Annotated in this window: 28 protein-coding genes; 16 read left to right on the forward strand and 12 right to left on the reverse strand. The window is 61.0% G+C overall.

Features of this window, described 5'->3' with window-relative positions:
- Positions 1-3: 3 nt before the first annotated feature.
- Positions 4-420, reverse strand: a complete 417-nt coding sequence (locus V6S97_RS00240) for a SufE family protein (RefSeq protein ID WP_087743595.1) — start codon at positions 418-420, stop codon at positions 4-6.
- 197 nt (positions 421-617) lie between these two features.
- Positions 618-1,043, reverse strand: coding sequence for a DUF5330 domain-containing protein (locus V6S97_RS00245; RefSeq protein ID WP_003509252.1), 426 nt, complete (start codon positions 1,041-1,043; stop codon positions 618-620).
- A 488-nt stretch (positions 1,044-1,531) separates the two neighbouring features.
- Between V6S97_RS00245 and V6S97_RS00250 the strand changes: the two genes are divergently transcribed.
- The 3 genes from V6S97_RS00250 to V6S97_RS00260 all read left to right on the forward strand — a co-directional run bounded on the left by V6S97_RS00250 (position 1,532) and on the right by V6S97_RS00260 (position 4,558).
- Positions 1,532-3,064, forward strand: a complete 1,533-nt coding sequence (locus tag V6S97_RS00250) for a sensor histidine kinase (RefSeq protein ID WP_087743597.1) — start codon at positions 1,532-1,534, stop codon at positions 3,062-3,064.
- On the forward strand, positions 3,036-3,944 hold the full coding sequence (locus V6S97_RS00255; protein WP_334425850.1) for a peptidoglycan-binding domain-containing protein: 909 nt from the start codon (positions 3,036-3,038) through the stop codon (positions 3,942-3,944). The genes V6S97_RS00250 and V6S97_RS00255 overlap by 29 nt, the downstream gene beginning before the upstream one ends.
- Positions 3,945-4,204: 260 nt before the next feature.
- Positions 4,205-4,558, forward strand: coding sequence for a DUF1491 family protein (locus V6S97_RS00260; RefSeq protein ID WP_003509247.1), 354 nt, complete (start codon positions 4,205-4,207; stop codon positions 4,556-4,558).
- A 74-nt stretch (positions 4,559-4,632) separates the two neighbouring features.
- Here the strand turns inward: V6S97_RS00260 and V6S97_RS00265 are convergent, their stop codons facing one another.
- A complete protein-coding gene (locus V6S97_RS00265; RefSeq protein ID WP_031233926.1) occupies positions 4,633-5,568 on the reverse strand; it encodes a DUF2336 domain-containing protein in 936 nt (311 codons plus the stop codon).
- A gap of 561 nt (positions 5,569-6,129) precedes the next feature.
- Between V6S97_RS00265 and V6S97_RS00270 the strand changes: the two genes are divergently transcribed.
- Positions 6,130-6,318, forward strand: a complete 189-nt coding sequence (locus V6S97_RS00270) for a hypothetical protein (RefSeq protein ID WP_003509245.1) — start codon at positions 6,130-6,132, stop codon at positions 6,316-6,318.
- A gap of 19 nt (positions 6,319-6,337) precedes the next feature.
- Here V6S97_RS00270 and V6S97_RS00275 read toward each other — a convergent pair whose 3' ends face one another.
- The 3 genes from V6S97_RS00275 to V6S97_RS00285 form a co-directional block, all read right to left on the reverse strand.
- On the reverse strand, positions 6,338-6,886 hold the full coding sequence (locus V6S97_RS00275) for a DUF1254 domain-containing protein (RefSeq protein WP_003509243.1): 549 nt from the start codon (positions 6,884-6,886) through the stop codon (positions 6,338-6,340).
- Positions 6,879-7,466, reverse strand: a complete 588-nt coding sequence (locus tag V6S97_RS00280; protein ID WP_003509240.1) for a DUF1214 domain-containing protein — start codon at positions 7,464-7,466, stop codon at positions 6,879-6,881. Before V6S97_RS00280 ends, V6S97_RS00275 begins: the two co-directional genes overlap by 8 nt.
- A 109-nt stretch (positions 7,467-7,575) precedes the next feature.
- Positions 7,576-8,184 carry a LysE/ArgO family amino acid transporter gene (locus V6S97_RS00285; protein WP_334425852.1) on the reverse strand — a complete coding sequence of 203 codons (609 nt, stop codon included), beginning with the start codon at positions 8,182-8,184 and terminating at the stop codon, positions 7,576-7,578.
- A 373-nt stretch (positions 8,185-8,557) separates the two neighbouring features.
- Between V6S97_RS00285 and V6S97_RS00290 the strand changes: the two genes are divergently transcribed.
- Positions 8,558-9,457: a LysR family transcriptional regulator ArgP gene (locus V6S97_RS00290; RefSeq protein WP_334425853.1), complete on the forward strand. Its 900-nt coding sequence runs from the start codon at positions 8,558-8,560 to the stop codon at positions 9,455-9,457.
- 250 nt (positions 9,458-9,707) lie between these two features.
- Here V6S97_RS00290 and V6S97_RS00295 read toward each other — a convergent pair whose 3' ends face one another.
- A complete protein-coding gene (locus V6S97_RS00295; RefSeq protein WP_003509229.1) occupies positions 9,708-11,900 on the reverse strand; it encodes a transglycosylase domain-containing protein in 2,193 nt (730 codons plus the stop codon).
- 254 nt (positions 11,901-12,154) lie between these two features.
- Here V6S97_RS00295 and V6S97_RS00300 point away from each other — a divergent pair, with 254 nt between their 5' ends.
- The 8 genes from V6S97_RS00300 to V6S97_RS00335 all read left to right on the forward strand — a co-directional run bounded on the left by V6S97_RS00300 (position 12,155) and on the right by V6S97_RS00335 (position 18,404).
- The gene (locus V6S97_RS00300; RefSeq protein ID WP_003509227.1) at positions 12,155-12,634 is read left to right on the forward strand and encodes a YcgN family cysteine cluster protein; all 480 of its coding nucleotides are present in this window, start codon (positions 12,155-12,157) and stop codon (positions 12,632-12,634) included.
- A 168-nt stretch (positions 12,635-12,802) separates the two neighbouring features.
- Positions 12,803-13,627, forward strand: a complete 825-nt coding sequence (blaOXA, locus tag V6S97_RS00305; protein WP_003509224.1) for a class D beta-lactamase — start codon at positions 12,803-12,805, stop codon at positions 13,625-13,627.
- A gap of 41 nt (positions 13,628-13,668) precedes the next feature.
- The gene (locus V6S97_RS00310; protein WP_003509222.1) at positions 13,669-14,277 is read left to right on the forward strand and encodes a class I SAM-dependent DNA methyltransferase; all 609 of its coding nucleotides are present in this window, start codon (positions 13,669-13,671) and stop codon (positions 14,275-14,277) included.
- Positions 14,278-14,451: 174 nt separating this feature from the next.
- On the forward strand, positions 14,452-17,031 hold the full coding sequence (locus V6S97_RS00315) for a heavy metal translocating P-type ATPase (RefSeq protein ID WP_003509220.1): 2,580 nt from the start codon (positions 14,452-14,454) through the stop codon (positions 17,029-17,031).
- Positions 17,028-17,450 (forward strand): Cu(I)-responsive transcriptional regulator, encoded by a 423-nt coding sequence (gene cueR / locus V6S97_RS00320; RefSeq protein ID WP_003509219.1) that lies wholly within the window; start codon positions 17,028-17,030, stop codon positions 17,448-17,450. Before V6S97_RS00315 ends, cueR begins: the two co-directional genes overlap by 4 nt.
- 52 nt (positions 17,451-17,502) lie before the next feature.
- Positions 17,503-17,703: a heavy-metal-associated domain-containing protein gene (locus V6S97_RS00325; protein ID WP_003509218.1), complete on the forward strand. Its 201-nt coding sequence runs from the start codon at positions 17,503-17,505 to the stop codon at positions 17,701-17,703.
- A 76-nt stretch (positions 17,704-17,779) separates the two neighbouring features.
- Positions 17,780-18,049: a ribbon-helix-helix domain-containing protein gene (locus V6S97_RS00330; protein WP_003509217.1), complete on the forward strand. Its 270-nt coding sequence runs from the start codon at positions 17,780-17,782 to the stop codon at positions 18,047-18,049.
- Positions 18,039-18,404, forward strand: a complete 366-nt coding sequence (locus V6S97_RS00335) for a hypothetical protein (RefSeq protein ID WP_003509216.1) — start codon at positions 18,039-18,041, stop codon at positions 18,402-18,404. Before V6S97_RS00330 ends, V6S97_RS00335 begins: the two co-directional genes overlap by 11 nt.
- Here V6S97_RS00335 and V6S97_RS00340 read toward each other — a convergent pair.
- Positions 18,401-18,649 carry a hypothetical protein gene (locus tag V6S97_RS00340; RefSeq protein ID WP_003509215.1) on the reverse strand — a complete coding sequence of 83 codons (249 nt, stop codon included), beginning with the start codon at positions 18,647-18,649 and terminating at the stop codon, positions 18,401-18,403. The genes V6S97_RS00335 and V6S97_RS00340 overlap by 4 nt on opposite strands.
- Before the next feature lie 176 nt (positions 18,650-18,825).
- Between V6S97_RS00340 and V6S97_RS00345 the strand changes: the two genes are divergently transcribed.
- A complete protein-coding gene (locus V6S97_RS00345) occupies positions 18,826-20,214 on the forward strand; it encodes an MFS transporter (protein WP_334426544.1) in 1,389 nt (462 codons plus the stop codon).
- Positions 20,215-20,294: 80 nt separating this feature from the next.
- Here the strand turns inward: V6S97_RS00345 and V6S97_RS00350 are convergent, their stop codons facing one another.
- Together V6S97_RS00350 and V6S97_RS00355 are read right to left on the reverse strand one after the other, a co-directional pair.
- A complete protein-coding gene (locus V6S97_RS00350) occupies positions 20,295-20,468 on the reverse strand; it encodes a hypothetical protein (protein ID WP_020009686.1) in 174 nt (57 codons plus the stop codon).
- Positions 20,469-20,535: 67 nt separating this feature from the next.
- A complete protein-coding gene (locus V6S97_RS00355; RefSeq protein ID WP_107675294.1) occupies positions 20,536-22,251 on the reverse strand; it encodes a glycoside hydrolase family 32 protein in 1,716 nt (571 codons plus the stop codon).
- Positions 22,252-22,420: 169 nt separating this feature from the next.
- On the opposite strand from V6S97_RS00355, the gene V6S97_RS00360 reads away from it, so the two are divergent.
- Positions 22,421-23,881 carry a protein adenylyltransferase SelO gene (locus V6S97_RS00360; RefSeq protein ID WP_334426545.1) on the forward strand — a complete coding sequence of 487 codons (1,461 nt, stop codon included), beginning with the start codon at positions 22,421-22,423 and terminating at the stop codon, positions 23,879-23,881.
- A gap of 170 nt (positions 23,882-24,051) precedes the next feature.
- Here V6S97_RS00360 and V6S97_RS00365 read toward each other — a convergent pair whose 3' ends face one another.
- A complete protein-coding gene (locus V6S97_RS00365) occupies positions 24,052-25,152 on the reverse strand; it encodes a saccharopine dehydrogenase family protein (RefSeq protein WP_080866011.1) in 1,101 nt (366 codons plus the stop codon).
- 145 nt (positions 25,153-25,297) lie between these two features.
- On the opposite strand from V6S97_RS00365, the gene V6S97_RS00370 reads away from it, so the two are divergent.
- Positions 25,298-25,729, forward strand: coding sequence for an Lrp/AsnC family transcriptional regulator (locus V6S97_RS00370; RefSeq protein WP_003509206.1), 432 nt, complete (start codon positions 25,298-25,300; stop codon positions 25,727-25,729).
- Positions 25,730-25,844: 115 nt separating this feature from the next.
- Here V6S97_RS00370 and V6S97_RS00375 read toward each other — a convergent pair whose 3' ends face one another.
- Complete coding sequence (locus tag V6S97_RS00375; protein WP_003509204.1) at positions 25,845-26,213, reverse strand: winged helix-turn-helix transcriptional regulator; 369 nt, start codon at positions 26,211-26,213, stop codon at positions 25,845-25,847.
- Positions 26,214-26,290: the final 77 nt, after the last annotated feature.

Here is a 26,290-nt window from a genome sequence, read left to right on the forward strand (position 1 = left end):
CGCTCAGGCGGCCAGCAGCCGCGCTTCCTCGCGGATACGCTTGATCATCGAGCGCAGGCCGTTGGCGCGCTGCGACGACAGATGCTCCACCAGCCCGATCTTGTCGAACACCTCGATGGCGTCGAGATCGGCGATGTGGGAGGCTTTTTTGCCGGAATAGACGGCGAGCACGATGGCGACGAGGCCGCGCACGATATGCGCATCCGAATCGCCCTCGAAGGTCAGCAGGGGGTCTTCCGCGCCGTCGCTATGGCTGACGAGCCAGACCTGGCTGGCGCAGCCATGCACCTTGTTTTCGGCCGTGCGCTTGTCCTCCGGCAGGTCGGGCAGCGCTTTGCCGAGTTCGATGACATAACGATAGCGGTCCTCCCAGTCGTCGAGGAAAGCGAAATCGTCAAGGATCGTTTCGAGAGAGGCCATTTGCGCGCCGTATCATCCGTTATTGCAGGTCTTTGCTAGGATATAGGCGAAGTGCGGCCGATTTTGAACCATGGGCCACGAAAAAGCCCACGGAAAACAGGTTTCCGCGGGCAAGTTTGGCAGGCAGTCGGCGGACGGAAATCTCCGTCCGCAAAAAAGTTGCGGCGCGGTGCTTGCAAGATCAGGGGCTTGCAAGATCAGGGAGCAGGGCGCTTCTGCGGCAGGGGAATGACGGTGCCGGTCTTCAGCATGTCGGTATTGCCGGGAAATTCGACGCTGACGACAGGAGCGTCAGCCAGCTTTTCGATCTCTGCTGCGACTTCAGCGGCGGGAGCGGATTTTTCACCGGAGGCAAGCTGCTTGTCCAGCAGTTCATAGGCAACCTTCGCGCCTTCCTTTGCCCGTTCGCCGAGCGCATGGAAGGTTTCGGCGCCCTTGACGCAGACATCGGGCTTTTCGATGCAGATGGCGCTGACATAACGATAGGCTTCACCGGCTGCCGAAACGGCGCTGGGAAGATCAAATGCCGAAGGTTCCTTGGTCGGATCGTTGCTGCTGCCGAAATAGGACAGCGCCACCAGCACCAGTGAAAACCAGAATGTTCCTTTGATCAGAAACCACATTGTCAGACTACCCTGCCAGATGATCTTTGTTTTCTAAAGCCCCGCCCGGTTCCGGGTCATCGGCCTTTGTCCCGTTTTTCGGGCTTGTGAAGAAGCTACACGCGACCGGCGAACAGCCGATTGCAAAAAGCGACGCAATTTAATTCAAATTGTATCTATTCTCCTCGTATCGGGACGCCCGCCATCAATTCATTCGCATTTTAACAGTCCATGTTAAGCATAATTGCGACAAAGGCCGCGCGTTCCGGGCGAAAGCTGTGGTCCGCCTTGCCACAAAAGTTAACATGATGGCAAAAATGAAGCGAAATCCGTCGCTTACCCGTCATTAACCATGATTGGCAAAGCTTGGAATAAATGCCCCGTAATGGGACTGCGACGCCTTTGGCAGGCCTTTGACGCCATTCTTTTTATCCATTCCTTAAGCCGCCGCCTTCTATTGTCGGAGCCGTTAGAACCGCCTCAGGGATTCGGTGTTGGTATTGCGTAATATGAGAGAAAAAGCGGTCGCATTGGTCGACCATGCCGCAGGCAGATGGCTTGCGCGCATGGAAGAGGACGCCGAAAGGCGCGCCGGAACCGTTGCGCGCCTGCGCCGGCTGATTGCCTTCAGCACTGTTGGTCTTTTCGTGGTGCCCGCCCTCTTCAGCCTTGTCATCAGCCCCGCCATCGCGCTGCCCATTGGCGCCGCTCTGGTGCTGGCGCTGTTTCTGGCCGCCGCAGCGCTGCTGATCGCCTTTTCCCGTCCCGCGCGCGGTGCGTCCTCCTTTTCCGCCTCGTCTGGCGATAACGACCTGATCGCCGCTACGCAGGTGCCGGGCCTCGTGCTCATGATCGGTGATACCGGCTTCGTCGAACACGTCTCCGGCCGCGATCTCGCGACCTTCCCGGCCGATCTACAGGCCAGCCAGGGCCATGCCCTCGTTGAATATGTCTATGTCTCCGACCGTATCGAGCTGATGCAGGCCTTCGACCTGCTGCGGCAGGGCGAGGACAGGGCAACCGCCGAACTCCGCTTCGAGACCGGTGCAAAGTCGCGTCAGGCGCAGTTCATGCATGCGCGTATAGAGATGACGGCGATCCGCAGCGCCAGTGGCCGGCTGCGCCGCATCGTCGCCCAGCTCTCCGATGTTACCGAGATGGAACGCCTGCGCCGCGATGTCGCCCGCAAGGCGGCGGAGGCGGAATCGGCCAATGACGCCAAGTCGCGTTTCCTTGCCGCCGTCAGCCACGAGCTGCGCACGCCGCTCAATGCCGTCCTCGGTTTTTCCGATATTCTCGCCGGCGAATATTTCGGCCGGCTGGAGAACGATCGCCAGCGGGAATATGTCGGCCTCATCCGCCAGTCCGGCGCCCATCTCCTGTCGGTCGTCAACACGATGCTTGACATGAGCAAGCTGGAAGCCGGCCGTTACGAGCTGATGATGGAAAGCTTCCCGATTGCCGAGACCATCTCGTCCTGCGAGGCCATGCTCGGCCTGCAGGCGAAGGAAAAAGGCCTGACTTTGACCAGCCGCATCCAGCGCGGCATCGGCGAAATCTCGGCCGATCAGCGCGCCATCCGGCAGGTTCTCATCAATCTCGCCGGCAACGCCATAAAATTCACCGATACGGGTGGTGTGGTGTCGATCGACGCCGCGCGCGAAGGCGCGATGCTGAAGCTGACGGTGAGCGATACCGGCATCGGCATCGCTTCCGACAAGATTGAACTCCTGGGCCAGCCCTTCATGCAGGTTCAGAATGAATATACCCGTCGCTATGAGGGCACGGGTCTGGGATTGTCCCTGGTCAAGGGGCTTGTGGCACTGCATGGCGGCACTTTCGCCATCACCAGCAAGCCCGGCGAGGGAACGGTCGTAACGATCACTTTGCCTGCCGACGGTTCCGGCATGGCGGGTGAGGGCGAAGGTGCCGAAGCCGAAAGCATGGTGGAATTTCCGCCGCGCATCCGGCAGCTCGGTGACATGGCCGCAATGATGAAAAAGGATGGTGACGATGGCCCCGCGAAAGCGAAAATCGCCTAAGAAAACAACGGCCCAGATTGGCGCCGGGATTGTTTCCTTGGTGGTTTCGGCCATCGGGCGCGAAATCCTGCGCCATCCGAAAATGGTCGGCAGCTGCGGCGCCTTCGCGGTCGTTTTCGGTTTTGTCGCCGCCAATGCGCTCTGGTATCAGCCGGGCGTGCACCCGTCGCCCTTCCTGCGCACGCGCGATGCGGAAAACCCGAACGGCATTGCCGGTTATCGCCCGGCCGAGCCGCTCGGCACGCACGGCAACGTCACCACCTTTCGCATAGAACGACCGGCAGAGACGGAAACGGCGCAACAGCCAGCGGCCGAAACGCCGGCGCAACCCGCCGCCGAAAGCCAGAAACCGCAGCAGATCGTTGCCGATATTCAGGCCGAACTGAAGAAACGCGGACTTTACGAAGGCGAGGCGGATGGCCGCATGGGTCCACGCACCGCCGCCGCCATCATGTTCTTCGAAGAAACGCTCGGCATGGAGCAGACCGGCGAGCCGACGACCCGCGTGCTGGCGGCACTCCGGATCGATGGCGCAACGGTTGCCGCGATCCCCAGGGATCGGCCTGCCGATAGCACCGGCGGCGTCGAGATCGACCCCGTCGCCGCCGCCATCCGCAAGGCGGAAGCGCCGCGCCTGAAGGCCGAACCGGCCTCCCTCAACAGTTCGGCCAATGCCGCCAAGCCGGCAAACCGCGAGCTGATCGCCAGGATCCAGCAGGGGCTGATCAATATCGCCTATGCCGATGTGAAGGTGGACGGCGTTGCCGGCCAGCAGACCCGCAATGCCATCCGCGCGTTTGAGAAACATTACCGCCTGCCGGAAACCGGCGAGCCGAGCGAGGTTGTGCTGAAGAAGCTGAAGTCGATCGGGGCGCTTTGAGGTTTTGACAGCAGCCGAGGGTGCGTGGGGCTTTACCCCCTCTGCCCTGCCGGGCATCTCCCCCACAAGGAGGGAGATCGGCAAGAGGCTCTTTCACTGCTCCATTCTCAAGCGTTGAGGTGGGCGAGCGCCTGCCGCGGATCGATCTCCCCCCTTGAGGGGGAGATGCCCGGCAGGGCAGAGGGGGGTAAGCCCCACGCACCTTCGTCCGCGTAACCCAGCAGTGAGAGCCCGCCCACCGTTTCCATCGAAAGCACCCCATGCGCCTCAAATCCGAAATGTTCGTCTCAGCCCTCATCCGCCGCGTCTTCGCCGCCGGCGGATTTGCCGCCGTCGAAAAGAAGGGGGCAGAGGAGGCGGGGGCGATCTTTGTTCGCCAGCGTCTGCGCGATGGCCGCGAGAACCTCTATGGGCCCGCGCCGCAAAGTTTCGCCGATGATGAGGAAATCCGTGCCGAGCGCCGTTTCGAAACGCGTCTTGCGGGTGCGGATGGCGAGGAAAGTGCCGCTCTTCTGGAAAGGGAACGGCGTTTCGACAGCGACCTTTGGGTGGTGGAGATCGAAACCGACGAGATCGGAACTCTGCTGACGCTGGTGGACCAGCCCAAGGCCTAGAGGCAGGAAAAGCAGACCCGGCTTTCGGTCCGCGAAGGGCCTCGCGTCGCAAAAGACGCAAGGCCAGGCCTTGCTTACCCTTGCGTGCCAGTTCTCTGCACAGCCGGTGCGCTGCGGCTCGGCCGCTCGCGGCCATGCGTATAGCTGTCGGCACGCCGCCAGCTTTCCAGCCGCTCTTCGCATTCCACGATGTCGAGGCGGTCGAGCAGGGCTTCGGCGCGGCTCATGTCGCCTTCGGCGGCGGCGAGATGCGGATAGAAGCATTGCAGCACGAAGGCCGCCTCGGAAAATTCCATGCCAAGACCGGTGAGCGTCGTCGCCAGCTGCGCGCCTGATATATCGAGCATGATGCGCTCCGACAGCCAGTAGCTGGAGGACAGCGAATCCGCCAGCGCCACCGCGAATTGCCGGGCGTTGCGCTCGCGGGCGAAACGCACCAGCAGCGCCTCCTGCACTTCGCTCAGGCGGCGAAGGCCGAGGACGTCGCTTTCCGGGCGGTTGAGGTGATGCGCCATCTGCTTGATCCGCTGGCGCATTTCTTCTTCGAGTGCGGAAGCGGCGGCGATGTTGTCAGTCTTTTCTTCCGCTTTCGGTTCTTCGGGGCTTGCCGCCACCTGCGGTTCGGCGGCAGTCGTTTCCTCTTCCGGCCGTTTCAGATCTTCCGCGTGGCGCAGACCCACAAGCGCGTCGATGACGGTGGGGGAGAGATCCTCGCGCCGGACGATGGCGCGCGCATGCGCCGCGCCTTGCGTGCGGGCGATGGTGATCAGCGTGTCGTCATCGAGGCATTTCGAGGAGATGAGAAAGGGCGCTGCAAGCGAAATCGGCTGGCAGGCGATGAAGAAGGCGACGGCTGACGGCACGCTCGGATGCTGCGAGAGTGCGGCGATCGCCTCCCGTTTGGCTTCGTCGGTGGAGGCGTTGAAAAGCGGCATGAAAAGTTCGGCGAACTGCCGAAGGTCCGTTTTTGACGGATGCGAAACAGTCTCGAAATTCGTCACGGTGGCCATCAGCACCACATCTTTCTTCCTCACGGCTCTTGGCCTCTCAAGTTCTCGAAACCGGTCGGTCAACGCACTACCCAACAAACGCAAACACAATATCGGTTCAAATTAGAGCAAATGCGTTGACGTCCTGTTAACTATGGGGGGTAGCAAGAGGGAATCTGCCTCTATCAACAAGGAAATTTTAAAACCTTCACAACGGACGAAATGCCGTGGAACTTTACCGCATGGCCTTTGTTTTCAAGGGGTGTGGTGCCGGGAGGAATAAGTGACGGCCCGGCAATTAGGGTTAACGGATCATTAACCTCTGTCTGTTTGTAATTTCATGGGCAGTATTAGGATTCCATGTTATTCTTATCGACGGAATAAATGCAAAAATGGCATGCGAAGCCTGAATCTGCGCACGATCCCCTTATAAGAATCTTTTTGGATTTTTGGATCGTGCGAAAACCAGTCTGTGGGCTGGCCTATGCGCAATGTGATGGTGATGAAATTCCCGACGCAAGATGAGGCTTGCGCGGTTCCCATGGGCAACATTGACAATCATGTCCCGAAGAGGAGATGAGCATGGCAGAGATTATTCCAATCAGCGACGCCCGACGAAGCCTGCGTCCCGCCGGCGTTGTCGGAAAGCTGATCGGCCCGGCGAAGGTCGTGCTGTTTACCGGCGTGCGTTATGAAAAACGTGATACCGAGCCGACCGGCAAAGTCGCGCGCAAGGGCAAATCCGCAGTGGAAACCGCCCTCAAATCCTGATTGCCGATGATGCCAGACGCTATTTCCACGGCGTCGGCTGGCATTTCGCCTCGTTCAGGAACCGTTCCGCCTCTTCGCCGAAACTCGGCTGCGGCACCATGGTCCGCAAAACCACATATCCTTCCGTCTGATCCGATTCCGCCAGAATGGCCTGCGAAAGCGAGGGCGGCTGCGCCTTGCGGATGGCGGCTATCTGCACCGCATCAGCCACCAGAATATCCATCACCCCGGCGGCGGATGTGCGGTCATTCATGCTGAACACCTCATTCGAGGCCTTGTCGTAAACCGCGACCGACCAGAAGGGTACCGCACCGACGGCGGTCAAGCGGATCGGCTGTTCCTCGATGTTAAAGGTGCAGACGGCCACCCGCATGAAGGGATCGCCGCTACCAAGCGTCTTTTTCTCCGTCGTCTCCTCGAGAAGATGAAACAGATGCGGTTTTCCTTCCGCAACCGCGCGCGTATTGGCGTCGCGATTGCTGAAATGCGGGATCGCGAGAAGGATGATGACGTGCAGCACGGCTGCGCCGACGAGACCGGTGAGGATGGCGAGCAGGACCCTAAGCATTGCCACACCCCAGCTTGCGGATTTGCGGCATGGATATGTCGATCAGGCCGGAACTGCCGGCAACCGGTGTGTCGAGCAGGGTCATGACGAGCTTGAAGGTCTGGCCCTGCGGTACCGACAGCCAGTTATAGGTCTGGGCGTCAGGGGCGATGGTGATGTCGATGCCGCCATCGGCGCTGCGCAGAAGCGTGCGGGAATTCAGCGCGAAGGGCCGCCCGGCATCTTCAGCCAGAACATTTCCCTGCTGGTCGGCGGTGTAAATCGTCCAGAAACGGGCGGGCGGCACGGCGCCGGCCAGCCGGTATCGGCACTCGCCGCTGAGGCGCTGTCCATCGCTGTCGACGGAGGCGGTGAAGGCCAGCCCCTCGGCCGTTCCGTAAAGCAGCTTGCCGGCATCGGCGCGGTGCGATTTGGCGTAAGGGTCGGCCTCGATCGTCTGCGCTTCGGGAAAGGCATCCCACGAGCCGATGCGGATCGATCCAAAGCCGGATGTCGCCTCAAGTGCTGCGAGTGTTGCGGCAATACCGCCGCCAAAGGCGATCAGAAGGGCGATGCCGACAAGGAATGGAACTCGGAACACGCTGTTTTCCCGTTTTGAACAGGTCGAGGACTATCACTGATTCCCCGTTTGGAAAATGGCGCGGCCTGTTTAGTCCTCGTGAAAGTGACTGGAGCGCGAAATTCCTTGCCTATGCGCCCATGACGAGCTTGAAGGCGATGGCCCACATGGTGACGGCGATGACGCCTTCGAGAATGCGCCAGGCGGAGGGTTTTTCGAAAATCGGCCGCAGCCAGCGCGCGCCGTAACCCAGCGAAAAGAAGAATACCAGCGAGCCGGTGGCCGCGCCCGCCGCAAAGGTTTTCTCAAAGCCGGGGAACTGCGTGGAAATGGTGCCGAGCAGCACGACGGTATCGAGATAGACATGCGGGTTGAGGAAGGTCAGCGCCAGACAAATAGCGAGCGTCTGCCACAGGCTCGCCTCCTGCCGCTCGCTCACCGAAAGCGTTTCGGAGGAACGCAGCGCCGAATGCAGGCTTTTCGCGCCATACCAGATGAGGAAGGCGGCGCCCGCATAACGCATGATGGGATCGAGCGCCGGCATGATGGCGCTGATCCGCTGGAAGCCAAACACGCCGACGGTGATGAGCAGCGCATCTGATATCGCGCAGGTGGCGCAGACGGCAAACACATGCGAGCGCGCCAGACCCTGCTTCAGGACGAAGGCATTCTGCGCGCCGATGGCGACGATGAGGCTGAGGCCCATCGTCAGGCCGGTGAAGAAGATCTGGATGTCCATGCGCGTCGCGGCCCCTGCCTCTGTCCATGTGGAATGGCCGAAGGCGTTGCATCCGGACCGAGTGCTTGGATATTTCCGCCAGATGATTTAATCCAGTTAAATAAACTCAACTCGGATAAGCTGAGCTAATGGCGCACTTCTCTCTTCAACCTTTCGATTTTCCACGACGTTGCCATCTCTCAACCCTCATTCCTGTGCTTGTCACAGGAATCCAGCCAGCCCAAGTCCTTGGGTTGAAAAGACTCTCCCGCCGCGCAGACGCGCGTCGACTGGATCCCTGTGACAAGCACAGGAATGAGGGCGGGAGAGGGTGTCGCCCATCGCCTCGAAGAGCCTCGCGCCACCCCCACCACCCCCTACATCAGGTGCCATAATGCTCGACTACCCTGCCATGCGCGCCGTGGCGCTCGTTGCCCAGACCGGCAGTTTCGAAAAGGCGGCGCAGGTGCTGTGTGTCACGCCTTCGGCCGTCTCACAGCGCATCAAGCAGCTGGAGGAGCGGCTGGGTGTGGTGCTGATCGTGCGCGGCAACCCCTGTGTGGCGACGGAAAAGGGGGAGTGGCTTTGCCGGCACATGGATCATGTCGGCATGCTGGAAAGCGAATTGTTCCGCCAGCTTCCGGCGCTCGCAGAGACAGGTGCGGCGGCGGAGCGTGTGACGCTCAATATCGCCACCAATGCCGACAGCCTCGGCACATGGTTTCTGGATGCGCTTTCAAGATTCACCGGCGGCAGCGATTATCTCGTCAACATCGCAGTGGACGATCAGGATCATACGGTGGAATGGCTGCGCGCGGGCAGGGTGCTTGCCGCCGTGACGGCCCACGCCAAGCCGGTGCAGGGCTGTCGGGTAACGCCGCTCGGCGTGCTCCGCTATCACGCCACCGCCAGCCCGGATTTCATGGCCCGCCATTTCGCGGATGGCGTGACGCCCGTAACACTCGCCCGGGCGCCGGGGTTGACCTTTAACCAGAAGGACCGGTTGCAGGCGAGCTGGATCAGGGAGGCGCTGGGCGAGGATGTCTCCTATCCCACCCACTGGCTGCCTTCGACGGACGGTTTCGTGAAGGCAAGCCTTGCCGGCATGGGCTGGGGGCTCAATCCGGTGCAGCTTGTGAGGGAGCATCTCGAGGCGGGGAGGCTGGTGGAGGTCGTTCCCGGCACGCCGCTTGATATTCCGCTTTATTGGCAGGTGAACCGGCTTGCGGCGGAGCGTCTCGGTGCGCTGACATCACATATGGTGGAAACGGCGAGGGCGGTGTTGTTGCGGTGAGATGACTGACGCCGGATTTGGAGAGACGGGAGCCGTAGAGTGAGTGGCTTCCCCCCCTCTGCCCTGCCGGGCATCTCCCCCTCAAGGGGGGAGATCGGCGAGCGGTGCTACCACCACTTCATTCGCTAACGTTGAGACGGGCGAGACCTCGCCGCATATCGATCTCCCCCCTTGAGGGGGAGATGCCCGGCAGGGCAGAGGGGGGGAAGCCGCACGCTCCGCCAGAAATCCTGGCCGGTTGCCCGCAACCTCACCGCCGCGCCGCATCCTCCGCGCCGTCACGCAAAGACGCATCCGCCACCTTCTGCGTCGTCACACTCAAGGCCGAAGCATCCTTCATCTTCTTGGCGATGGAGCGAATGACGCGGGTGGCCTCGGCAGAGAGCGAGCGTGGGCGGGTGAGGGCCGGCAGGGCCGGGGTGCTGGTGGCTGCGGCTGCCACTTCCGCCGAAGGCTGCGGGCGCGCGCCTGTCGGCAACGGGTTCTGGATGCCGGGGATGGGGCGCAGCTCCATGCCCTGATGGGCGTAATCCATCAGCCGTTTGAAGGCCATGGCGGGCAGCGCGCCGCCGGTCATGTTGTTCATCGGTGTGAATTCGTCATTCCCGAACCAGACGGCGGTCGTATAATTGCCGGTGAAACCCACATACCAGGCGTCGCGGTAAGCCTGCGAGGTGCCGGTCTTGCCGCCGGAGACGATGCCATTGTCAAGCGCGCCGCGGCGGGCCGTGCCCATGACGGGAATGGTCACCAGCATCTGGTTCATTTTGGAATTGGCGTCTTCGGAGAGCACGCGCTTGGCAGGCGGCTCGTTGTGGCTGAAATCGTAGAGAACATTGCCCTCGTAATCCAGCACCTGCTCGATGCCATGGCGGCGTGACTGCATGCCATCGGCCGGGAACACGGCATAGGCGGTGGCCTGGTCGAGAACCGTCACTTCCGAAGTGCCGAGCGGAATGGTTTTGTCGCTGCGAAGCGGTGTTGCGACACCCATGGCCTTGGCCGTGTCGACGATGACCTGCGTGCCGAGCACATCCTTGGCGAGCCGGACCGGCACGGTATTGTAGGATTTGGCGAGCGCCATCTGCAGCGTCACCTTGCCGGCATAGGAGCGGCCATAATTCTGCGGCGACCAGCCGCGCCAGGTCACCGGCGCATCGGAAATCAGCGTCTCCGGCTTCATGCCCTTTTCCATGGCGGCCGAGTAGGTATAGACCTTGAAGGAGGAGCCGGGCTGGCGCAGCGCCGCCGTGGCGCGGTTGAACTGGCTTTCGCCATAATCACGCCCGCCGACCATGGCGCGCACGCCGCCACCATTTTCGATCATGACCATCGCGCCCTGCTTGACGCGGTAACCTTCGCCATATTCGCGCAGGCCCATTTCCATCGCCTGTTCGGCCGCCTGCTGCAGGCCGGTATCGATGGTGGTGCGCACGACCACCGTATGGTCCTTGAATTTACCTTCGGCGGCCAGCCGCTGCACTTCGTCGAAAGCCCAGTCGAGGAAATAATCCGGCGCCTTCACATCGGCGCGGTCGATGACGGTGGCCGGATTGCGCCGCGCGCCGATCACCTGGCCCTCGGTCATCAATCCGCTCTGCACCAGGTTGGAAAGCACGGTGTTGGCACGGGCACGCGCGGCGGGCAGGTTGACATGCGGCGCATATTTGGCCGGCGCCTTGAACAGGCCGGCCAGAATGGCGGATTCGGCCAGTGTCACATCGGTCAGGTTCTTGCCGAAATAAAACTGCGCCGCCGCCGCCGCCCCGAAGGTGCCGCCGCCCATATAGGCGCGGTCGAGATAAAGGCTGAGGATTTCCTTCTTCGACATGTTGGTCTCGAGCCACAGCGCGAGGAAGGCTTCCTTGATCTTGCGCTCCAGCGAGCGCTCATTGGTAAGGAACAGGTTCTTGGCGAGCTGCTGCGTCAGCGTCGAACCGCCCTGCACCACGCCGCCGGCGCGGGCGTTTTCGCTCATGGCGCGGGCAAGGCCGATGAAGTCGATGCCGAAATGGTCGAAGAAACGCCGGTCTTCGGTCGCCAGTACCGCCTTGATGAAATGGTCAGGCATCTGGTCGATCGGGACGGAATCTTCATGAATGATACCGCGATGGCCGATGGTGTTGCCGTAACGATCAAGGAAAGTGACGGCGAAATCGCCGCGGTAACGCCAGTCCTTCTTGGTTTCCTCGAAGGCGGGCATCGCGAGCGCCAGAAGCACGACGCAACCCGCCGTTCCGAAGGTCAGCGCGTCGCAGGTGAGGTTGACGAGAAGCTTCTTCCAGCCGCGCACATGCAATTTGCGCGAGGCGATGGTGACGTCTTCCCAGAAATCCACCAGCCTTGCCGCAGCCGTCCACAGGCCGGAGTCGATGAAGCTATCGATCCGGAGCAGGATGTGCCGTTTTTTACGGCCGTTCTTATCGTCTTTTTCTTCCTGCACGTGCCGATGTGTTCCTGTTCAACGCAACGCGATCGTCGATATTCTGCGGTTCAACCCATTCCCGACGCAAAACCGTGGCATGGTTATGTCGGAATTGCTTGACGTGGCGGCAGTTCGCGGGCCAATGACCCCTCTGCCGCCTGCCAATATGCTAAAATATCGTACAAACCAGCCCTTGGCGATACGATATAAAGGATTAGGGACCGGTTAAACACTCCTGTCCAAGTGATCAAAATGAAACGGAAATGTTAACGATGAATGACGCGCCGTTCTGGAAAACCAAATCGCTGACCGAGATGACCGGTGAGGAATGGGAAAGCCTGTGCGACGGCTGTGGCCTCTGCTGTCTCAACAAGCTGGAGGACTGGGACACCGGCGAAGTGGCGTTCACCTCGGTTCGCTGTGTGCTGCTCGATGGCGAGAGCTGTCGATGCTCCGACTACGAAAACCGCCGCGCCACCGTGCCGGACTGTATCCAGCTGGACCTCAAGAAGGTCCATGAGATCGGCTGGCTGCCGCCCACCTGCGCCTATGCGCTGGTGCGTGATGGCAAGGATCTCTACTGGTGGCACTATCTTGTTTCCGGCGATACGGAAACGGTGCATGAGGCGGGCATTTCCGCACGCGGCCGCACGGTCAGCGAGGCCGATGTGGATGTTGACGACTTCGAGGATTATGTGGTCGACTGGCCGCTGACGGTCGGCGAGAGGGCGGGCGAAAAGGAGCGGATGTGACGGAAAACGTCGATTTTCGTTTTGGTCCTATTCCTGCCCCATCAGTCTCCTAAAGGCATGTCGTCCGAAAGCGTGTCACGGTTTCGGGATCGACTTGTCTGAAATCAAAGACAGCTTCCGGCCATTCCGGCAAATGATCCGCAAAGCGGACGAGGGACATCAAAACGCATGCGCTACCGGCTGCCCGCCATCGTTCTTTCATGCCTTGCCCTTCCGGGGCTCCTGCCGTTTTCCGCTGATGCCCAGCAACAGCCCCAGGCCTTCGAATGCACGCTCGTCACCTCAATCGAGACCGGCGCGATCATCAACCAGCAGGGCGCCTGCGACCAGCGCGTGGCGCCGGCTTCCACCTTCAAGGTGCCGCTGGCGCTGATCGGTTACGATGCCGGCATTCTTCAGGATGAAAAGACGCCCGCCTGGGACTGGAAACCCGGCACGGAGGCGCGCGCCTCCGACCGCAAGACGGTCGATCCCTCGATATGGGAACAGGATTCGGTCCTGTGGTATTCGCGTGAAATCACCCGTCGCCTTGGACCGGATAAATTCGCCGCCTATGTGAAGCGTCTCGGTTACGGCAATGCCGATGTTTCCGGTGAGCCGGGCAAGAATAACGGCCTGACCCATTCCTGGCTCGGATCGTCGCTGACGGTTTCGCCGGTGGAGCAGGTCGGCTTCCTCCGCCGCCTCCTGGCCGGCAATCTGCCGGTCTCGCGTGATGCGCAGGCGAAGACAAGGGCAATCGTTCCGGTCTTTGATGCGCCGGAAAGCTGGGCCGTGCATGGCAAGACCGGCACCGGCTACATGCGTGACGAAAAGGGCAACCCCGACCGCAACCGTCCCTTCGGCTGGTTTGTCGGCTGGGCGGAGCGCGAAGGCCAGCACATCGTCTTCGCAAGGCTGCGCGTTTCCGACAAACCGTCCGACGAGCCGCTCGGCCCCGCCGTGCGCGATGCATTCCTGCGCGATATTCCGCGGCTGGCCGTGCACCGGTGATTGCGCAGCCGGCATGACCTTTGCCTGAAGAGGATAAGCACATGTCGGATGCCTCTCGCAACGTCATCGCGATCTACAATGAACACGGGGCCGATTTCGACAGTTTGCGGGGCCGTTCGCTTGCCGAAAAACCTTGGCTCGACAGATTCACCTCGCTCTTGCCGAATGGCGCGTCCATTCTCGACATAGGCTGCGGTTCCGGGGAGCCGATCGCCGGCTACTTTATTGCCAACGGCTATGACGTCACTGGCATCGATGCGTCCCTGCCGCTGGTTGAGCTTTGCCGGGCGAGATTTCCCCAGAACCTCTGGGCGGTTGCGGACATGCGAAAGCTGGCCCTCGACCGCCGCTTCGACGGATTGATTGCGTGGCACAGTTTTTTCCACCTGACGGTGGAAGATCAGCGCCGCATGTTCGGCATTTTCCGCCAGCATGCCAATGATGGCGCGGCGTTGATGTTCACGGCCGGACCCGATTACGGGGAAGCGATCGGCAGCTTTCAGGGGCGGCCGCTTTATCACGCGAGCCTCGCTCGCGATGAGTATGAAAGCCTGCTTGCCGCACATGGTTTCCGGCTTCTCTATCAAACCGTCAACGATCCCGAATGCGGCGGCGCAACGGTTTATCTGGCAAGACTCGTGGCGGTCTGAACGCGCTTGGGAAGCCTCGCTCGATAGTGGGTCCATAGGTCGTATGATCGTGGCGAACGCCCTGCTTCGGACGGGTGGCTGCGCTCACGATTGTGTGTTCAACAAAAACCTTTCCCTTCCCTTGACCTTCCCATCATGGGAATCTCTACATAGGGTCTCGAAAGGGGATTTCCCATGAACGAGACAGTCAAACACGCCCATCGAAATGAACCGGTTTCCATTCCCGTGGAGGGCATGACCTGCGCTTCCTGCGTGCGGCGGGTGGAAACGGCTGCCGCCAAGGTGCCCGGTGTCATGTCGAGTTCCGTGAACTTCGCCACGAAGAAGCTTACCGTCGAGCCCGCCGAGGGTTTTTCGGCGCGCACGCTTGGCGCCGCCATCAAGAAGGTCGGTTATGATATCGCGCCGGAGCGGCAGGAATTTACGGTGGAAGGCTTGCAGGACGAGGCGCAGGCCGGGCGGCTGAAGGCCGTTCTGGAAGCGGTCGCCACCACAATCGCCGTCAAGGTAGACGCGGCTTCAGGCAAGGTCTCGGTGGAAACGATCGGCGGCCGGCGCGAACGGGACGCATTGGTGGAAACGGCAAAGCTTGCCGGGTTCGCGCTGAAGACACCGAAACCGCACGATCATTCCGCCCATCACAATCATAACCAGCACCAGGGACATCATGAGGGCCATGGTCAGATGGCGGGCGAAACCGGCGGCCATGACCATATGCAGCATGCGGGTGAGGAGGGCGCGCTGAAACGCGACCTGACGATTGCCGCCATCCTGACCGCGCCGCTTTTCGTGCTGGAAATGGGCGGCCATCTCTATGAGCCGATGCATCACTGGCTGATGGGTCTCATCGAGACGCAGAACCTCTATTACATCTACTTCGTGCTCGCGACGGCGGTGATTTTCGGACCGGGCCTGCGCTTTCTCAAGACCGGTTTTCCCGCTTTGCTGCGCGGTGCGCCGGAAATGAATTCTCTTGTGGCGCTGGGCGTGACGGCGGCCTACGCCTATTCCGTCGTGGCGACCTTCGCGCCCGATCTACTGCCGGAAGAGGCACAGTTCGTCTATTATGAAGCGGCAACCGTCATCGTCACGCTGATCCTGACCGGGCGGCTTCTCGAAGCCCGCGCCAGCGGCCGCACGGGAGACGCCATCCGCAAGCTGATGAGCCTGCAGGCGAAGACCGCCCGTGTGGAGCGCGACGGCGCCACCATCGATATTTCCCCCGATGATCTGGTGGCCGGCGATATCGTCGTCATCCGTCCCGGCGAAAGGCTGGCGGTGGATGGCGAAGTCGTCGAAGGCTCGTCCTATGTCGATGAATCGATGATTTCAGGCGAGCCGGTGCCGGTGGAAAAAACCATCGGCGCAACGGTCGTCGGCGGCACCATCAACAAGACTGGCGCCTTCAAGTTCAAGGCGACCAAGGTGGGCGCGGACACCATGCTGTCGCAGATCATCCGCATGGTGGAGGAGGCTCAAGGGTCCAAGCTGCCAATCCAGCTGCTGGTGGACCGCGTCACTGCGCTCTTCGTGCCCGTTGTCATTGCCATTGCGGTGCTGACCTTCATCGTCTGGGCGATATTCGGCCCGGAACCCGCCTATACATTCGCTCTGGTCAATGCGGTCGCGGTGCTCATCATCGCCTGCCCCTGCGCCATGGGTCTCGCCACGCCCACCTCTATCATGGTTGGCACCGGCCGGGCGGCGGAGCTGGGCGTGCTGTTCCGTAAGGGACAGGCCCTGCAGGAGCTGCGTTCGGCTGAAATCGTTGTGGTCGACAAGACCGGCACTGTGACCAAGGGCCGCCCGGAACTGACGGACCTCGTGGTGGCGGAAGGATTTGCCGAAAACGAGGTTCTGGCGCTCGTCGCCGCCGTCGAGGGCCGCTCGGAGCATCCGATTGCCGAAGCCATCGTCCGGGCTGCGGAAGACCGGAGTGTGGTAGCGGGAGAGGGACTTGAACCTCCGACCGTTGAAAATTTCGAAAGCGTCACGGGTTACGGTATCGCCGCCAACGTCAATGGCCGCAGGGTCGAAGTTGGCGCGGATCGCTTCATGGCGAAACTCGGCCATTCCGTCGATATCTTCGCGGATGCGGCGGCAAGGCTGGGTGACGAGGGCAAGACGCCGCTTTATGCCGCCATCGACGGCAGGCTGGCGGCTGCGATCGCCGTCGCCGATCCGCTGAAACCATCGAGTGTTGCCGCCATCAGGGCGCTGCAGGCGATGGGCATCGAAGTGGCCATGGTGACGGGCGACAATGCCCGCACGGCCAATGCAATCGCCCGGCAGGTCGGCATTTCCCGCGTGGTGGCGGAAGTGCTGCCCGAGGGCAAGGTGAAGGCGATCCACGAGATGCGCGCAGGCGGCAAGGTGCTCGCCTTTGTCGGCGACGGCATCAACGATGCGCCGGCGCTGGCCGAGGCCGATATCGGTATCGCCGTCGGTACGGGAACGGATGTCGCCATCGAAAGCGCCGATGTGGTGCTGGTCGGCGGCGATCTCATGGGCGCCGTCAACGCCATCGAGATGAGCCGGGCGACCATCCGCAACATCAAGGAAAACCTGTTCTGGGCTTTCGGCTACAACGTGGCGCTGATACCGGTTGCGGCGGGCGTGCTTTATCCGGCCTTCGGCATCACGCTGTCGCCGATGATCGGCGCGGGGGCAATGGCGCTGTCCAGCGTCTTCGTTCTCGCCAATGCGCTGCGGTTGAAAAGGGCGAAGGTGGCCCATCGGGAGGTGAGATTGTGAATATCGGCCAGGCATCGGAAGCATCGGGCGTTTCCGCCAAGATGATCCGTTATTACGAGCAGATTGGCCTCATCACCCCCGCCGCCCGCACCGGCAATAATTACCGGGTCTATGGCGAGCAGGATGTGCACAATCTGCGCTTCATCAAGCGGGCGCGCACGCTCGGTTTCTCGCTGGAGGAGACCGAGACGCTGCTGAAACTCTGGCAGGACAAAAGCCGTGAGAGTTCGGCGGTGAAGGAAATTGCGCTCGTCCACATCGCTGATCTCGAACAGAAGATCGCCGAGATGAAGAGCATGGTGAAAACTCTGTCCCATCTCGCCCATTGCTGCGGCGGCGACCACCGGCCCGACTGCCCCATCCTCGATGATCTCGCCGGCGCTGAGAAGAACGACGCCAGGCCTGTGCGAACCCACTGAACTTTATGACAACCGGCGCGAAAATATCGCTACCGGTCAAAAGGAGAAAACTATGAGCGCAACCACCTTCCTCATTCCAGACATGACCTGCGGCCATTGCGAAAAGACGCTGCGCGGCGCTCTCACTGAGGTGCTTCCCGATGCCGCCGTCAGCATCGATCTTTCCGCCCACCGGCTCACGGTAGCGGGCGATGCCGCAACTGCGGAAGCGGCGATCCGCGAAGCCGGTTATTCGCCGGAAAGGGCGGGTTGAAGCATCTCGTTGCTGGAATGAACAGGAAAGATGTGCTACTGAGTAGCATGATCTGTCCTGTCGAGGGAGTGCCACAATGTCCGTCAAGGCGTCAGTTTCCATCTCCGATCAACAGGACAGCTTCGCGCGCAGGCTGGTGGAGGAAGGGCGTTACGCCAGCCTCAGTGCCGTCGTCCAGCGTGGGCTGGAACTGCTTCGGCAGGAGACCGAGTTGAGGGACGCCGAGCTTGCTGCGCTTCGCGACCTGCTGGCAGATCGTAAGCAGGACGACTTCGTCTCCGTTGAGGAAGGTAAACAAAGAACAGCAGCCATGATAGCGGCCAGAAAGGCCGGCTATGGCCTATAAGGTCCTGCGTTCAACACAGACAGATCAAGACCTCGGCCGCATTCTCGACCATCTCATCCAGTCCTATCTCGACCTCGGCGACGCCTTGCCAGCAGCTTTCACGCGCGCTGTACGACGCGTGGGGTCGATTGAAGCGGATATGGAAGCGCTTCACAAAGCGCCCTTCGAGGGAACATTGTTGCCCGAAATATTACCCGGCCTACGCCGGGTAACGAAAAATCAGGCTGTCTTTTATTTCGATATCGATGAGGGTGAAAAGACCGTGCGTATTCTCGCGGTCTTTTTCGGCGGGCAGGATCATCTACGCTATATGCTCACGCGCCTCGTGTCCGGTCGCACCGTCAGTCTTCCCTAAACCTCGTCGAAAGCCCCGCCTTCCCGCGAGGGATTGCGGTTGATCACCCGTTCTTCCGCATCGTCGGGCAGGGCCTCGTCGCTTTCCTGATAGGGATCGTCCTCGCTCTCGGCCTCTTCTTCCTCGATTTCCTGTTCGATGGATTGCGGAATCTCTCCCTTGGCGGGAAGGGCGTCGATGTCGAGATCGAGCAGATCCTCGTTCATGGCGTCTTCGTTAAGGGGCAGGATTTTCTTGCGGTCCATGACGGTGTCCTTTCTATCGGTTCTTCGGCAAACGGCCGGGCGCGCGGAGGGTTCCTGCCGCGCGAGAATTCCTTCAGAACAAATGACCTGAAAAAGCCGTCTTGACCTCAATGGCGCTTGAGGTTCTAGTTTGCCCGCCGTATCGCAAAAATGGAAAGGATACGGCTTTGTCGAGTATCGAAATGGCGGAGAAAAACGGCTGGGGCGAATTGCTGAGCGGGGCGAATCTCTCGCTACTGACCGTCATCTCCTCCGGTATCGGCCTGCACGCTTTTAATCAGTTCGCTGTCGTGACGGCCTTGCCCGTGGCCGTGAACGAAATCGGCGGCGCGGGTTTTTACAGCTGGGCCTATAGTCTTTATTTCGTCGGTTCCGTGGCGGGCGGCGTGACTGCGGTGCTGTTTCGCGAACGTTTTGGCGCGCGCGCCGTCCTGCTTCTGTGCTGCCTGATCTTTTCCTTCGGTTCGGTTCTCTCGGCAATTGCAGGTGACTTTTTGTGGGTCGTCGTCGGCCGGGCCTTGCAGGGACTGGCGGACGGGCTGATCGTCGCCGTGTGCTACAGTCTCATTCCCGCCGGTTTCCGCTCCGGCCTGTTGCCGAAGGTCTTCGCCATCGAGGCGGCGATCTGGGCGGTCGCCTCCTTCATCGGCCCGCTGACCGGCGGTTTTGCCACCGAACACATCTCCTGGCGCGCCACCTTCCTGCTGTCGGCGCCGTTGATCCTGCTGCTTCTGGCCTATACCACCATTGCCGTCTCCGCCGAGCGGCCGGTGGCGGCGACGCGCAAACCGCTGGTGCCGCTGGTTTTCTGCCTTGTCGGCGCATTGGCCTTTTCCGCTCCTTCCGCCTTCGAGGATGCGAGCCTGCGGGCGATTTCCCTGCTGGCGGGGGCGGTGCTGTTGTGGGCGTCGCTGCGGGCTGGCACACGGCCTTCCGTCGGATTGTTCCCGAAGAATTCCTTCCGGCTGAAGACGGTGCTCGGCAGCGGTTTCTGGGTGCTGTTCCTGATGTCCTATGCCCATGCGCTGGGCAGCGTCTATCTCGCTTATGTCGCTATCAATCTCTGGCAGCATGAGCCCACCTTTGCCGGTTTCATCGTGGTGACGATGCCGCTTGCCTGGAGCTTCGTGGCAATGCTGATCGGCAGCCTGCGCTCTAGCCGCCTGCGGGAGATTTGCCTGCATTACGGTCCCTACCAGATGGTGCCGGGCTGCGCCCTGCTGGGGCTGGGGCTGGCGACCGGCAACTGGGGAGAAATGCTGCTCGGGCAAATCCTGATCGGATCGGCCTTCGGCATGTCCTGGGCCGGCATCAGCCAGGCGGCAATGGAAGCAGCGCCGGAAGAAGAACGCAAGATGACGGGTGCGCTTTTGCCGACGGTCGCGACGCTCGGCTCTGCGGCCGGTGCTGGCGCAAGCGGCACTGTCGCCGCCGCCAGCGATCTCGTGGCGCAGATCGAGCGTGCGGATGTGACGATGCCGATGGTTTATCTTTATGGGCTGGGTGTGGTCATATCGCTGCTGGCGATCATGACCGCCAGCGGGTTGCGGGGTGAAAGGCGCTAGAGCATTTCCAAAAAAAGTGGAACCGGGTTTTCCGTCCGGAAATGCGACCCAACAAAGTGAACGGCCCTTCGCGGCCTTGATCAGGACTGGGTGGCGGCGATGGTGATCGCCGCCAGATAAACGACGAAGGACATAATGGCGATTGCGCCGATAATGATGATGATGCCCTTGCCGGCGCGTTTCTTCTCTGCCTTGTTTTCATTGGCTTCGGTTGGAAACAGGATCGGATCGCTGGTGTCGCGGATTTTGGTCATGCCGTTTCTCCTTTCGGCGGATTGGGCGGTTTCGGTCTATCAACCGCCCAATCCGTCAAAAGGTTCCTCACGGTTTCAGCGCCCAGCTGGTGGCATGCACCACCGCGCCGGGGGCGGCCTTCAGCAGCGCCGAGCGCACGGGTTCGAAACCTTCGATGCGCTTGGTGCCCACATATCGCCCGCGATTGGCGAAGACCTCAATCGAGCCATAATCGAGAAAGATGCGGATGCGGGATGCCTTGGCTCCCCGGGCGATATAATGCGGCGAGGGGCCGTCGCGCCCGTCCTCATGGCAGATCCACAGCCCCGTTTCATCGGAAACGACGCCAAGCTTAACCGTCGGATGATCGAGCACCAGTTCGAAGGGCGCGCCGGGTGAGGCAAGCTCGAACAATATTTCCACCGCCCCGTTGATGAAGGTGACGCGTTCGCCGGCGGCAAGCCGCGTGCGGTCGAGAATATGGCTGCGCAGGCTTTCCGCCGCGCCGATGGGCGGGGTCAGAAGCTCGCCATTCACATAATGAATCCGGCGCGGCAACGTCATCGAGGTCGGGAAATCGATCTCCGGATTGGCATCCGCCCAGTTTGCCAGCCAGCCCATGCCGATGATGCTGTCGCCATCGAGAAAGGCCTGGAAGGCGTAATTATCGGTGCCGAAATCCAGTTCCTGCCCGGATTCCTTGGTGAAGGCCTTGCCGTCAAACCAGCCGACATCGGCCATGGTCAGGTTCTTGCGGCCGGTCTCCGGGTCCTCCGAATGCATCAGCCCGTAGATCAACACCCAGCGGGTGGAGCGGGCATTGACCGGACCATCGAGTGGCAGCAGGCAGGGGCATTCGATGGCCGTTGTCTTGTAGCGTGTTTCCACCCAGAGTTTGCCGACATAGGTCCAGCCCGATGCCGCCGTGGGGTCAAGCGTTTCGTAGAGCAGAATGACGCCGCCACCATCGCTCTGGCTGCCAAGCACCATTTTCCACAGGCCATCGGGGCCACGAAAGACGTAAGGGTCGCGGAAATCCGGTGTCAGCCCCTGTCCGTCCGGCCGGGTGCCGAGAATGACCTCGGCCTGCCCAGCCATGATGAGATCGGAGGAGGTGGCGGTCAGCTGTATCTGCTGCTCGGGAATGCGGTCCTGCACCTGCTCGGTGAAGAAGACGCGGATGCCGGTGCCTTCCACCAGCGGAATCGTCGAGCCGGAATAGGCGCCGCCGCGCTTGTCCGGCCGCGTCGTCAGATCCTCTGAAGGGAAGAGGAAGATCGGCAGGTGCCGCCAGCGCAGGTAATCGGAGGAGACGGCATGGCCCCAATGCATGGTGTTCCAGCGCAGGCCGTGAGAATAATGCTGATAAAACAGATGCGGGCGGCCCTCAAAGCGGCCAAAGCCGTTCGGGTCGTTCATCCAGCCAAAGGGCGGACGGAAGTGATAGCTGCCGGGAAGTTCGGGTGCGGCATTATCAGGCTTGGTATGGACAACGGTGATGCCGGTCTCGAGCACATCCGACGCGGTGAACCAGTAGATGACGGAAACGGCTGTCGTGACGGTGTCGTAACTCAGCTCCACATGGCCGCCGCCAAAGACCTGATAGATTCGAAAACCGAACTCTTCCGTGTTGACGCTTGAAACTTCAGCGAATTTTCCATTCTGATTGGAAAAGGAGACGGCGCCGGGCTCGGCGTCTTTTTTCGCCTTCAGCCAGACATGGAAGGTGGCGTTGACAGGCAGTTCGGTGTGGAGGGTGCGGATGGCGCTTTCCGGTTCGGCTGCGGCTTCAACAACGGTCATTGCTTTTCCTTTCCGTTCGGCATTCTGCTGGTCAAGCATAGGAACGATGATGGCGCGGGAAAGTTCATTGCGCAAAATTGAATGAAGCCATGGACGAGGCGCGGCATTTATCGCTCGCATCCGTCGCCTTCCGGCCCCATATAGGGGCAAAGCAGGGAGTTTATCCGTGATGAAATTCGACAATTCCTATGCCCGCCTGCCGGAACGCTTCAGCGCCGCCGTGCTGCCGACGCCGGTGAAGGCGCCGCGCCTCATCGCTTTCAATCGCGGGCTGGCCGACGAACTCCTTCTCGATGTGGCCGGCCTTGATGATGAAAGGCTGGCGGCGATCTTTTCCGGCAATGTCGTGCCGCAGGGGGCCGAGCCGCTGGCCATGGCCTATGCCGGCCACCAGTTCGGCGGCTTCGTGCCGCAGCTGGGCGATGGCCGCGCCATTCTGCTTGGTGAAGTGATCGACAGTAACGGCAACCGCCGCGATATCCAGCTCAAGGGCTCCGGCCCGACGCCGTTTTCACGCAGGGGAGACGGCCGTGCGGCCCTTGGCCCGGTGCTGCGCGAATATATCGTTTCGGAAGCGATGTTTGCACTCGGCATCCCCGCCACGCGGGCGCTGGCGGCTGTCCTCTCCGGCGAAAGGGTGCAGCGCGAAGTCGGCCTGCCGGGCGGTGTCTTCACCCGCGTGGCGGCAAGCCATATCCGTGTCGGCACGTTCCAGTTCTTTGCCGCGCGCGAGGATGACGAGGCGATCAAAAACCTCGCGGACTACGTGATCGACCGTCATTATCCCGAGGCGAAAGAGGCAGACAATCCTTACCTCGCCCTGCTGAGTGGCATCGCCGGGAGGCAATGCGAACTCATCGCTCGCTGGATGATGGTGGGTTTCATCCATGGCGTGATGAATACCGACAATATGGCGGTGTCAGGCGAAACCATCGATTTCGGCCCCTGCGCTTTCCTCGATGAATATCACCCCAACAAGGTCTTTTCCTCCATCGATGCGCAGGGCCGTTACGCCTTCAACAATCAGCCGGGCATCGCGCAATGGAATATCGCAAGACTGGCGGAATGCCTGCTGCCGCTGCTCGATCCGCAGGTAGAAAAAGCCGCCGAACTCGCCAATGCCGTTCTCGCCAATTTCGCCGCCGCCTTTCCCCAACGCTGGCTTACCGGTATGCGAGAAAAGCTTGGCCTGACGACCGAGGAAGAGGGCGACATGGATCTGGTGCAGGCGCTGTTGGCGCTGATGCAGGCATCTGAAGCGGATTATACGCTGACCTTCCGGCGTCTTTCCCATGCGGCCAATGGCGACGCCGAGCCATTCCGCGGCATGTTCATCGATATCGCGGGGGCGGACGAATTTCTCACCCGTTGGCGGGAAAGAGCCGGTCGTGAGGGTATTTCCGATTCCGAAAGGTCAGGCGCGATGCTCTCTGCCAATCCCGCCATCATCCCGCGCAACCACCGTATCGAGGAACTGATCGAAGCGGCGGTGGAAGAGGATGATTTCGAGCCCTTCCACGCCATGCTGAAGGCGATAGCGACGCCTTTCGAAGAGCGGCCGGATAATTTCGTCTATATGCAACCGCCGATGAGCCATGAGCGGGTGTTCAGGACATTTTGCGGGACGTAATGGATTCGTCACCTTCGCCGTCATGCTGGACTTGATCCGGCATCCAGCCGCCGCGCGTCTGCGCGGCGAGAAGGGTTTTTCAGCCCAGGGACTTGGGCTGGCTGGATACCGGCTCGAGGCCGGTATGACGGAGGAATGGGAGGAGATATTTTCTCGCCGGTTTATATTTCTCACCCAACCCGCGCCAGCGGCTCATGCGAGCCATAATACCGGCCAAACCGGTTTTCGAGGAACTTCGGCAGCGCCACTTCCTCCTGTCGAACGAAGCCCTTCTGCGGCAGGGCGCCTTCCGCGAGCAGGTCGAGAACCGTGCAGATGCCGGCGGCGGTAGTGATCTGGATGGCGCTCATCATGCGGCCGGAAACCGGGCCGGCATAGACCTTGTTGGCATAGGTTTCCTGCAGGAAGCGGCCGTTGCGGGTGCCGCAGACGGTGACGAAGACGATGACCACATCCTGCATGGTGCCGGGCAGGGCGTTTTCGAACAGGTCCTTCAGCACATCGCGGCGGTTGCGCAGGTTGAGGTCGTTCAAAAGCGCCTTCATGATCGCCACATGGCCGGGGTAACGGATGGTGCGGTAATTCATGGTCCGCACCTTGCCTTCCAGCGTCGCGCAAAGCGTACCGAGACCGCCCGAGGTGTTGAACGCCTCGTAGGTGATGCCATCGAGCGAGAACTCCTCGCGCTCCTCAAGGGCCGGAACGGCGGTGAGGCGGCCTTCGACGATCGCTTCGCAGGGCTCGATATATTCGTTGATCAGCCCGTCGGTGCTCCAGGTGAGGTTGTAGTTGAGCGCATTGGACGGATATTGCGGCAGAGCGCCGACGCGCATGCGCACGCTGTCCAGCTTGTCGAACTTGGCGGCGAGATCGGCAGCGACGATGGAGATGAAGCCGGGGGCGAGGCCGCATTGCGGAATGAGCGCGGTTTCGGCCGTTTCCGCCAGCGCCTTGACCTTGCGGGTGGATTCCACGTCTTCGGTGAGATCGAGATAATGCGTGCCGACGGCAACGGCCGCTTCGGCAATACCCGCCGTCAGGTGGAAGGGGGCGGCGGAGAGCACGGCGAATTTGCCTTTTAGCAGTGCTTCCAGAGCGGGACGGTCGGTAATGTCGACGATTTCGGTGTCGACCCGTTCATGCGCCGGCACATTGGCCAGCTGATCGGCTGAACGATCGGCAACCGTGATGCGATAATCGCCTGATGCGGCCAGCATCCAGGCGATTGCCGAACCGATATTGCCCGCGCCGATAACCACAATGTTTTTCATGTTTTTGTTCCCCGCAGTAAATTCGCATGTCTGCGCACCGGATGCGCTTAAAAGACAGAATGCCAGCTTTTTTTGACGATTCGCAGCTTCACTATGTGCGAATAGAGGATTAATATTGAGCAATTAGACGACAGGATTGGTCACTATGACGATTGCCGACAAGGACCGGGCGCTGCTCGCCCTGCTTTCCGAAAATGCCCGCATGCCGGTGGCGGAACTGGCGCGCAAACTCGGCCTTTCGCGCACCACGGTGCAGGCCCGCATCGAGCGGCTGGAGGCGGACGGGGTGATTGCCGGTTATGGTCTGAGGCTTTCGGAAAGCTATCTTTCCGGGCTGGTGCGCGCCCATGTGCTGATCACTATCGGGCCGAAGGCGCTACCCGCCGTCACCGCCGCGCTTTCCGCCATCAAGGAGGTGACGACGCTGCATTCGGTGAGCGGGACCTTCGATCTCATCGCCATTCTGGCCGCGCCTTCGATCCTCGACCTCGACCGGTTGATCGACAGGATCGGCGCGCTTGATGGTGTGGAGCGGACGTTGTCGTCGATCATTCTTTCGACGCGGATTTCGCGGTAGGGATTTTGGGGAGTGCGACAGGCGCAAAGCCCGGTGGGTGCGCGCGATACTTTCTTCTTCCCTCATCCCTGTGACAAGCACAGGGATGAGGGAAGTAAAGGACGGTGACCTTACCCTAAACCACCGCCCGCTCATCATAAGCCCTCTGCGCCGCCATCACCGCGTCGATATTGCCCTCCGCCCAATGGGCAAGTGCCGCCACCGTGTCGGTTAGCGTCCGCCCCAGCGGCGTCAGCGAATATTCGACCGTCACCGGCACAGTCGGAAAGACCTGCCTCGAAATCAGCCCGTCGCGTTCGAGCTTCTTGAGCGTCTGCGACAGGACCTTTTGCGAAATGCCCTTGATCTCCCGCCGCAGCAGGTTGAAGCGCACCGCCTCCACCCGCAGCCGGTCGAGGATCAGCAGCGCCCATTTGTCGGCGATCCTGTCCAGCACCATGCGGGTGGGGCAGCGGTCTTCATAGACGTCATAGATACGTTCCATGGGTTTGTTCCGTCGTTTCAGGGCCATGCCGGTTTCCGCGAGGATACCAGATAACCGAAAAGTGCTCTCTTTTCATG

It is taken from the genome of Agrobacterium sp. CCNWLW155, from assembly GCF_036888815.1.
GTDB classification, from domain to species: domain Bacteria; phylum Pseudomonadota; class Alphaproteobacteria; order Rhizobiales; family Rhizobiaceae; genus Agrobacterium; species Agrobacterium radiobacter.